The following is a 7,670-nucleotide window of genomic DNA, read 5'->3' as shown; positions in this document are numbered from 1 at the left end:
AGCCGGATGGTTCTGGTAAGTTCATCGCAGCTATGTTCCGCAATCCTCGTATAAAGGATGCTGTCCATGAACTCCTTCAGAAGCGTGATGGCTTGATGCTGGGTATCTGTAATGGATTCCAGGCACTGATAAAATTGGGATTGGTTCCTTATGGTGAAATTCGTGATCTGACGGACAATTCTCCAACACTTACCCATAACCAGATTGGCCGCCACGTATCCTGTATGGTTCGTACCAAGGTAGTGTCAAATCTTTCTCCATGGTTTAACAATGTAAAGGTGGGAGATATATTCACCATTCCTGTATCCCATGGGGAGGGTCGCTTCGTGGCAGATAAGGCCGTTGTAGGCAAGCTGCGTATTAACGGTCAGATAGCCACCCAGTACGTGGGCTCCACTGGTGCTCCTTCAGCAGAGATTCCATTTAATCCAAATGGCTCTGTTAATGCCATCGAAGGTATTACAAGCCCTGACGGACGCGTGCTGGGTAAAATGGGGCATTCTGAGCGTATTGGCGGATGTGTTGCCAAGAATGTTCCGGGCAAGCAGGATCAGCAGATTTTTGAGGCTGGAGTAGCCTATTACAAATAAAATACAGCTGAAAGCCTGTATGTAAAAATGTATCAAATGTGCTTTTTGTTATCTTATTGAGATTTCAGAAAGCACATTCTTTCTTTTTTAAAAATATTTTTTTCAGTGTAAAATCAGTGATTACAAGTGCTCAGAATAATTGTTCAAAAAATTTTTAAAAAATTTTCAGAAGAAAGAAGGAATTTAGTTTATTATGGCGAAATATACACGCGAGGAAAAAGTTAATAGACCTGGATGTGTTCTGAATGCCAATATGGCATAGGAAACCATCTATCTGCTGCTCCTGGTGATTTGAGTTTAGCCGCCGTACCTTAAGAGAGGATTCTTGTATGTGCTGCCAGACCAGGGAGAAAAGGTCGTGAATGGTATAGCACCTGTGATGGTTGGTACCATATTGCTGGGGCAACATTTTGATTCGGGTATCATGTAGTTGCTAGCAGGAGAGATAGGCCAGGCTAAAAATTAACTTCACCTTTTATGAGTCGATAAATCGGGGATTATATCGGCTGCCGTATTTTATTTTTAGAGGGGGATTTTTTAAAATGGCAAAGAAGTATGTAATGGCGTTAGACGCAGGTACCACTAGTAACAGAGCTATCATCTTTGATGAGAACTCCAAGATCGTAGGTGTTTCTCAGAAAGAGTTCACTCAGATATTCCCACAGCCAGGTTGGGTTGAGCATGATGCAGATGAGATTTGGAGCACCATGACTACTGTTATGAAAGAAGCTCTGGAGCAGAGTGGCCTTGCAGCTAGCGACATCGCAGCTATCGGTATCACCAACCAGCGCGAGACTTCAGTTGTATGGGATAAGAACACTGGTCGTCCAGTATACAATGCAATTGTATGGCAGTCCCGTCAGACCGCAGATATCGCTGATGGCTTGAAGAAGAAGGGCCTCACTGAGGAGTTCAAGACCAAGACTGGTTTGACTATCGATGCATATTTCTCTGGTACCAAGATTACTTGGATTTTCGAGAATGTACCAGGTACTCGTGAGCGCGCAGAGAAGGGTGAGTTGCTCTTCGGTACTATCGATACTTGGCTGATTTGGAAGCTGACCGGTGGTAAGGCTCATGTAACTGATTATTCCAACGCTTCCCGTACTTTGATGTACAACATCAAGGAGCTGAAGTGGGATGATGCACTTCTCGGATATCTCGGCGTTCCTAAGTGCATGCTTCCAGAGGTTCGTCCATCCTCTGGTGTATATGGTGAGGCTGTTCCTTCCATCCTGGGTGCTGCTATTCCTGTTGCAGGTGCTGCAGGTGACCAGCAGGCTGCCCTCTTTGGTCAGAACTGCTTCGAGCCAGGTATGGCTAAGAACACCTATGGTACTGGTTGCTTCATGCTGATGAACACTGGTACTGATATCTATGATTCCAAGAATGGTCTGGTAACCACTATCGCTTGGGGTCTCGATGGCAAGGTTGAATATGCTCTCGAGGGTTCCATATTCGTAGCAGGTTCCGCTATTCAGTGGCTGCGTGACGGCGTTCGCATGGTAGATTCCGCTCCAGATTCTGAGTGGGTTGCCAAGAAGGTTCGTGACACTGCTGGTGTATACCTCGTACCTGCATTTGTAGGTCTTGGTGCTCCATACTGGGATCAGAACGCTCGTGGTATGATCATCGGTATTACCCGTGGTACCACCAAGGCACATATCGTCCGTGCAACTCTGGAGTCTCTTGCATATCAGACCAGAGATGTTCTGGGTGCAATGGAAGCAGATTCCAACATTAAGCTGGCTTCCCTGAAGGTTGATGGCGGTGCTGTTGCCAACAATCTGATGATGCAGTTCCAGGCTGATATCCTCGGTGTTCCAGTAGATCGTCCTCAGATCATTGAGACTACTGCTCTTGGTGCAGCTTACCTGGCAGGTCTTGCTGTAGGCGTTTGGAGCAACAAGGAAGAACTGAAGACTGCTTGGAAGTTGGATGTTCGCTTCGAGCCAGTTATGGATAAGTCCGAAGCTGACAAGCTCTACAAGGGCTGGCAGAAGGCTGTTAAGCATTCCATGCATTGGCTGGATGAGGACTAATCAAAAAAGATTAGTTTCTTAAATTAAGTTGTTCATTTTTTAAGAATTCAATTTCTGGTACCGGCCCCATGCGGGGCTGGTACTGGATATGAATTGCAGCAATTATTTTTATTTTATTTGAAAGAAGAGGGATAAGAAAATGGATAATTTGTTAGGCGAGTTCGTCGGCACTATGGTACTGATGGTATTTGGTTGCGGTGTTAACGCAAACATGACTTTGGCTAAGTGTTATGGTCGCGGTGGCGGCTGGATCTGCACAACCACTGGATGGTGTTTTGCAGTTGTAATGGGTGTTTACACCTCTGTAGCTCTGGGTGCTCCTCAGGCTGATATCAACCCTTCCGTTACTATTGCCAAGACTTTGGCAGGCGTTTACACTTGGGATCAGTTTGCTGCTACTTCCATCGTTCAGATTCTCGGTGGTATCCTTGGTGCTATCATTGTTTACCTTGCTTATCTCCCACATTGGGGCGAGACTGAAGGAAGCAAGTTGGGTGTATTCTCCACTGGTAACGCTTGCGGTAACCAGATGACTGCATTCCTCTCCGAGTTTATTGCTACTTTCTTCCTGATGTTCGGTATCTGGTGCATCTTCTCCAAGGGTGTTCAGGGCTCCATCGGCCTTGCTCCTGGCTTTGGTCCTTATCTCGTAGGCTGCTTGATCTGGGCTCTTGGTCTTTCCCTTGGTGGTACTACCGGTTATGCAATGAACGCAGCTCGTGACCTTGGTCCAAGAATTGCTCATGCAATTCTTCCTATTCCTGACAAGGGTGACGGCAACTGGGGTTATGCTTGGATTCCAGTATTTGCTCCACTCTGCGGTGGTGTTGCAGCTTATGTTGTATCCTCCGCTTTCGGTATCATCTGATAATCCGGTAACAGGAAAAATTATCTAAAAACATGTACCCCTGTCTATCTTAGGCAGGGGTATTTTCTTAATTAAGAATCCTAATAGAATATACTTAGTGGGTTGTTAGTAGTGGAAAAAAAGGAATAATTGCGTTATACTAATATAAGTATTTATTAGGGGGAATTCTAAATGGATAAAAAGGCATTCACTAAATTAGGAATTGCACTTGTAATTATTGTTGCATTGTTGGCAGGGGCTTATAAATTATATACTGATTCCCTGGCAAATGATTTTAATGACATTTCAACTGTAGAAATCGAAAGAGTTGCTGAACCATACACTGGCGAGTACCATCGTCCTGATTGCCCAAAGGCGAAGAGAATTCTGAAGCCGGTATATTTTAACGAGGGCAAAACTGCTGCAGAAAATAATAAGCAGGCAAAAGCAGAAGGCTATGTGCCTTGTAAGCGTTGTCATCCTGAAGATGTGAAATAATTATAGTTATAAGGCCCTTGATGGTATAGTCAAAGGCCTTTTCTTATTTTGAAAGGAAGTACAATGGCCATAAAAGCACCAACAGCTCCAACGCCGCCTACACCACCGGTTTCTCCAAAGGGACAGGACAGTGGTGATGTAGGACATAATACCGATACAAATACAGGAGCGGAATACACCGGCAAGGACTTTGGAATTCATATTAATATTTCCTCTCCCGAAGACAAGACTGGTAAAAATCAGAACCAAAATCAACAACAAAATACTAATAATGCCGGAGATGGCAAGGTGCAAAAGGAAGTGACTACCAAGGAGAGGGATCAGCTGCCAGAGCCTCAGGCTGTTCTTACGGGAGATATGCCATCAGATAGGGTTCTTCAAACGGAGACGAAGGTTCCTGGTAATGATGCTTTACACATAAATAATAATTCCAGCTATGGCGGGATAAGTATATGGCCCTTTGTGTTGGTATTTGTGATGGCCTTTATTGGTTTTACAGTGCTTAACTATTTGAAGAAGAAAGAACATGAGCCTGTGACCACAATAAATATTAATGCAGAGAATAAAGCAAAAGATAAAATAGAAGCTACTCAAGAAGGTTCCCAAAGTGTAAATACAGGTAAATCATCTGCCAATGATCAGGATGATGACACACACAAACATTTTGAAATAAGGATTTAAACTTCTTTTACAAAGCATTTATTTTATAGTAGAATTAATAAGATGAGATAAATCATGGGAGTTCGCTCCCTATACATATTTTGGATATAATGGAGGTCATTAAGGTGTTAGATATCAAATTTGTCAGAGAGAATCTGGAAGCTGTTAAGGAGATGCTTAAAAAGCGAAATAATAGTTTGTCTTTGGATGGATTCACTGACCTGGAAAAGACCCGTCGTGAGATACTGGCTGAGGTAGAGACCCTTAAGGCAAAGCGTAACACTGTATCCAAGCAGATTGGTGCCATGAAGAAGGCAGGGGAAAATACAGATGCCATAGTGGCAGAAATGCAGTCTGTTGGTGAAGAAATCTCCAAGCTGGATGCCCAGTTGAAAACTGTGGAGGAAAGCCTTAGGGATATAATGCTGCATATCCCAAATATGCCGAAGGATGATGTTCCTTACGGTGTAGATGATACCGATAACCCGGAAGTAAGAAAATTCATGGAGCCTACTAAGTTTGATTTTGAACCAAAGGCCCACTGGGATCTGGGAGCGGATCTGGACATCATTGATGCTGAACGTGCTGCTAAGGTTACAGGTGCCCGTTTTACCTTCTACAAGGGATTGGGTGCCCGTTTGGAGCGTGCTCTAATAAACTTTATGATGGATCTGCATGCCACCAAGCATGGCTATAAGGAGATGCTGGCACCATGCATTGTTAATACTGATAGCATGATTGGTACCGGTCAGCTTCCAAAATTTGCCGAAGATATGTTTAAGCTGGAGGGCTTGGACTATTACATGGTTCCAACTGCCGAGGTTCCAACTACCAACTACCATCGTGAGGAAATCCTTGATGGATCCACCCTTACTGAGAAATATTGTGCATATACCGCTTGCTACAGAGCTGAGGCTGGCAGTGCCGGACGTGATACCCGTGGCCTTATTAGACAGCATCAGTTCAACAAGGTTGAGCTTATTAAGTTCTGTAAGCCAGAGGACTCATGGGATGAGTTGGAGAAGATGACTGATGATGCTGAGGATGTACTGCGCATTCTTGAGCTTCCATATCATGTGGTTCTTCTTTGCACTGGTGATATGGGCTTTACTTCTGCCAAGACCTACGATTTGGAGGTTTGGATGCCAGCTCAGAATTGTTATCGTGAAATATCTTCATGCTCCAACTGTCTTGATTTCCAGGCACGCCGTGCCAACATTAAGTTCCGTCGTGATGCCAAGAGCAAGCCGGAGTTTGTTCATACCCTGAATGGCTCCGGTTTGGCAGTAGGACGTACCTTTGCGGCTATTTTGGAGAATTATCAGAATGAGGATGGTTCTATACGTATTCCAAAGGCATTGATTCCTTATATGGGTGGCGTAGAGGTTATTAAAAAGGAAGAACTGTAATATTTATCACTATATAGCCTGCCCTTGTTGGTGGGCTATATTTTTTTGAGGGGGATAATACATGCCAATGAGAGCAGTGTGGGCTGAAGTGGATTTAAAGGCCCTAGAGTCTAATATAAAGAATATAAAATCTTGTATAAATGGCAATACTAAATGGTGTGCTGTTGTAAAGGCTGATGCTTATGGTCATGGAGCGTTGGCAGTAGCGAGAAAATGTGTTGAAATGGGAGCTTCATATTTGGCAGTGGCAGTGTTAAGCGAAGCTATTGCTTTGCGCAAAGCAGGTTTTACCACACCAATCATTATTTTGGGAGCATCCCCCATGGATACATCAGGTATGCTGGTGGATTATGACATAACCCAAGCCGTTTTTGAATTTGAACAGGCTGAAGCTATTTCTCAGCAAGCTGTATTACGAAACAAAACAGCCAGGATACATTTGAAAATTGATACCGGGATGCACCGTATAGGAATTAAGCCGGAGGACGCAGGGAAAATGGCAAAAAAAATAGCAGCGTTGCCTGGTATAAAGCTGGAGGGAATGTTTTCTCATTTTGCACTGGCTGACAATGAGGATAAAACCTACTCCTATATGCAGCTTGAAAACTTTAAACAGGCCATTGAACAAGTGGAGTCAGCAGGAGTTCACATCGAATTAAAGCATATTGCCAATTCTGCAGCTATTTTAGAGATGCCGGAAACTCACTTTGATATGGTTCGGGCCGGAATTATTTTATATGGCCTTTGGCCATCTGAGGAAGTCAACAGAAGTATTGAATTGAAGCCACTGATGAAGCTCTGTGCCAAGGTAGCGTTTCTTAAGGAGCTGGAACCAGGTGAATCCGTAAGCTATGGCTGTACCTGGACAGCAGCTCGTAAGAGTTTAATCGGAACCTTGCCAGTTGGGTATGCCGATGGATATACCAGAATGCTCAGTGGTAAGGCAGAAGTGGAGTATAAGGGCAGACGGGCCCCAATTGCAGGTAGAATCTGCATGGACCAGTGCATGGTAGATTTAACGGAAATAAAGGGCATAAAGGAAGGGGACACAGTTGTATTGTACGGCTCTGAAGCCCTTACCATGGATGAAGTGGCCAGCTGGCTTGGGACCATTAATTACGAGCTTCCATGTATGCTCAGCCCTAGAGTACCAAGGGTGTATAAAGAATAATATATCACTGTAGACAATGGAGACATCGGTTTAGGCCGCTGTTTCTAATCCTATATGTTATTAAAAAAATGAAAAAATAAATATATGTGTTGACAATAACTTGAAAAGGTAGTAATATTATCAACGTTGTCACCGCAATTCATTTGAGTATGAAATCTGACAACAAAAATAATTCAAAAAGATGCTTGACATAATGGCTTCTTTGAGATATTATATAGAAGCTGATTCACGAAGCAAGAGCTTCTGAGAAAGATTGTACACGAAGTAATTTTTGGTCGTAGCGAGGCGCGACGCAGCAAAACGACGAAGACGTACAAAAACTGGTACGTCGAGGAGTTTTGCAAGGAGCAACAAAGCTACGGACAAAAAGGACGAGTGTGGTGTTCTTTGAAAACTAAACAATGCAACAAGAATCATGCACACATGATTCAAGCCAGATGATGGTACTGTTTT

8 protein-coding genes are annotated in these 7,670 nt (G+C 43.7%); 7 read left to right on the top strand and 1 reads right to left on the bottom strand.

Features of this window, described 5'->3' with window-relative positions:
• The 7 genes from ACKI5G_RS05615 to alr all read left to right on the top strand — a co-directional run.
• A partial coding sequence (locus tag ACKI5G_RS05615; RefSeq protein WP_407398431.1) for a phosphoribosylformylglycinamidine synthase subunit PurQ occupies window positions 1–590 on the top strand: 590 nt, incomplete at its 5' end.
• 542 nt (window positions 591–1,132) lie between these two features.
• On the top strand, window positions 1,133–2,632 hold the full coding sequence (glpK, locus tag ACKI5G_RS05610) for a glycerol kinase GlpK (protein WP_085023984.1): 1,500 nt from the start codon (window positions 1,133–1,135) through the stop codon (window positions 2,630–2,632).
• 139 nt (window positions 2,633–2,771) lie between these two features.
• Complete coding sequence (locus ACKI5G_RS05605; RefSeq protein WP_407398429.1) at window positions 2,772–3,500, top strand: MIP/aquaporin family protein; 729 nt, start codon at window positions 2,772–2,774, stop codon at window positions 3,498–3,500.
• Between the two features lie 171 nt (window positions 3,501–3,671).
• Complete coding sequence (locus ACKI5G_RS05600) at window positions 3,672–3,977, top strand: Ada metal-binding domain-containing protein (protein ID WP_407398427.1); 306 nt, start codon at window positions 3,672–3,674, stop codon at window positions 3,975–3,977.
• Window positions 3,978–4,040: 63 nt separating this feature from the next.
• On the top strand, window positions 4,041–4,658 hold the full coding sequence (locus tag ACKI5G_RS05595; protein WP_407398425.1) for a hypothetical protein: 618 nt from the start codon (window positions 4,041–4,043) through the stop codon (window positions 4,656–4,658).
• Window positions 4,659–4,762: 104 nt separating this feature from the next.
• Window positions 4,763–6,046, top strand: a complete 1,284-nt coding sequence (serS, locus tag ACKI5G_RS05590) for a serine--tRNA ligase (protein WP_407398423.1) — start codon at window positions 4,763–4,765, stop codon at window positions 6,044–6,046.
• 61 nt (window positions 6,047–6,107) lie between these two features.
• The gene (gene alr, locus ACKI5G_RS05585; protein ID WP_407398421.1) at window positions 6,108–7,217 is read left to right on the top strand and encodes an alanine racemase; all 1,110 of its coding nucleotides are present in this window, start codon (window positions 6,108–6,110) and stop codon (window positions 7,215–7,217) included.
• A gap of 210 nt (window positions 7,218–7,427) precedes the next feature.
• Here the strand turns inward: alr and ACKI5G_RS05580 are convergent.
• The coding region (locus ACKI5G_RS05580; protein WP_407398419.1) for a hypothetical protein at window positions 7,428–7,670 on the bottom strand (243 nt) is incomplete at its 5' end.

Origin of the sequence: Anaerovibrio sp. (assembly GCF_045637405.1) — a bacterium.
Taxonomy (GTDB): Bacteria; Bacillota; Negativicutes; order Selenomonadales; family Selenomonadaceae; genus Anaerovibrio.
Note: the sequence above shows the minus strand (reverse complement) of the source record. Positions and strands in the feature narration are given on the sequence as shown.

What these genes read in the sequence shown, in the direction of transcription:
- ACKI5G_RS05600 (WP_407398427.1), top strand. Translation starts at nt 3,672, where the DNA reads ATGGATAAAAAGGCATTCACTAAATTAGGAATTGCACTTGTAATTATT.
- glpK (WP_085023984.1), top strand. Translation starts at nt 1,133, where the DNA reads ATGGCAAAGAAGTATGTAATGGCGTTAGACGCAGGTACCACTAGTAAC.
- ACKI5G_RS05595 (WP_407398425.1), top strand. Translation starts at nt 4,041, where the DNA reads ATGGCCATAAAAGCACCAACAGCTCCAACGCCGCCTACACCACCGGTT.
- ACKI5G_RS05605 (WP_407398429.1), top strand. Translation starts at nt 2,772, where the DNA reads ATGGATAATTTGTTAGGCGAGTTCGTCGGCACTATGGTACTGATGGTA.
- alr (WP_407398421.1), top strand. Translation starts at nt 6,108, where the DNA reads ATGCCAATGAGAGCAGTGTGGGCTGAAGTGGATTTAAAGGCCCTAGAG.